This window comes from Bacillus sp. CGMCC 1.16541 (assembly GCF_003184905.1).
Taxonomy (GTDB): Bacteria; Bacillota; Bacilli; order Bacillales; family Bacillaceae_H; genus Priestia.
Genome location: NZ_QFRU01000058.1, coordinates 1 through 1,672, shown reverse-complemented (window position 1 = coordinate 1,672; position 1,672 = coordinate 1). Strand labels below are relative to the sequence as shown.

Below are 1,672 nucleotides of genomic sequence, written 5' to 3'. Positions count from 1 at the left end.
AATGAACTGCCCCCTGTCAAGTAGACAGTGGAAATAATAAAAATGATTTAAGCGGCTTTAGCTCTATATTCCATAGGGCTAAGGCCGTTTAATCTTTTTTGGTATCTTTCATGATTATAAAAATGGATGTACTCATCTATCGCAGTAGTAAGTTCCTCAAATGTCTTATATTTATGTAAATAATACTTCTCACATTTCAGTGTCCCCCAAAAAGATTCCATTGGTCCATTATCAATACATCGGCCAACTCGTGACATGCTTTGTGTCATCTCTGACGCATCTATCTTACGTTTGAACCCTTTAGAGGTGTATTGGAATCCACGGTCACTATGGATAAGAGGGCGTTCTCCATTCAATAGTACTGTGGCTTGATCAAGTGTCTTGAATACCAGTTGATTATTATTGGAGTGTCCTAGAACATAGCTTATAATGGATCCGTCATAAAGGTCACGAATCGCACTTAAATAGGCCTTTTTTGATTGGCCATACTTAAATTCTGTAACGTCCGTTACCCATTTTTCATTTGGTTTTTCGGCTGTAAATTCACGATTTAATATATTGTCTGCCACATGTTGAGGTGTAGAGCGTTTATATTGCTTCTTCTTGACACGAATGACAGAGCGTAATCCAACCACTTTCATCAACCGATAGATTCTTTTATGATTAAGTTTCTCCTCGAACTTTCTATTCATGTGAAGGGTCATTTGACGATAGCCGAAGGTGCTATCAACCTTTTCATGGAGAATTTTCATCTCCTTAATGATTTTTTCATTTAGTATTTCTCGGGAAGAAGGGGTACGATGAAGCCACTTATAGTATGCAGAACGTGCAATTCCTGCAATTTCACAAAGTAAACTAATGCTTACATTCCCTTTCTCGTGAAGCTCCTGAATAGCGATGTACTTATCCTCAAATCGGATTTGGCTTATTTTTGCCTCCTTTCGATCTCCTCTAACTTTTTTAAGAATAAATTCTCCGCACGTAACCGTTCATTTTCTCTTTCTAACTTTTTCATTTGAAGTTTCATTTTCTCTTCTGGCGTTAGTTTAGCCTCTTCTTTCTTATTACCACGTTTATCTTTCAGCGCTTCATCTCCGCCGTCTTCGTACTTCTTAACCCATTGGTAGACCTGTTGATAAGATACATTGTAAGTACTAGCTGCTTCTTGATAATCTTTTCCGTTCCCCAAGCAATCAAGTACAATTTGTATTCGTTCTTCCCAAGTCGTTTTTCTTCCCTTAGTCATAGCGCTCGTCCTTCCTTGTGACGTATCTTTTAATTCACTATGACTATTATACTTCCTAATCCAGCCTCTGAGGACAGATGCATCCGATATTTCATACAATCTAGCAACCTCACGTATAGAATACTTCCCAGACAGACAATCTCTAATGGCAGCTAGCTTCAATTCCTTAGAATACTTTTTCCAAGTAGAAGACTCTTTTAGACCTTCCAAACCATACCTATCATACTTGTGTTTCCAGTCCACAATCGTTGAATGGTGCACGTTGTATTTTGACTCAAGATCATATGTTGAATAATGCCCATCTAATTCCTTTAATATCTCGTATTTCTCTTCTGCAGAGTAAGATCTTTTGGACATAACAAATACTCCCCCATAAGCACCCAGATTTTTATTTTTTAATCTGTCTACTTATAGGGGAGCATATCA

General features: G+C 37.7%; 1 protein-coding gene. It reads right to left on the bottom strand.

Annotated features, from left to right (window positions below):
- Positions 1-47: 47 nt before the first annotated feature.
- A protein-coding gene (locus DIS06_RS19885) for an IS3 family transposase (RefSeq protein ID WP_110114978.1) occupies positions 48-1,603 on the bottom strand; the annotation gives its coding sequence in 2 pieces (ribosomal slippage) (positions 48-964 and positions 964-1,603; 1,557 coding nt in all).
- Positions 1,604-1,672 lie beyond the last annotated feature (69 nt).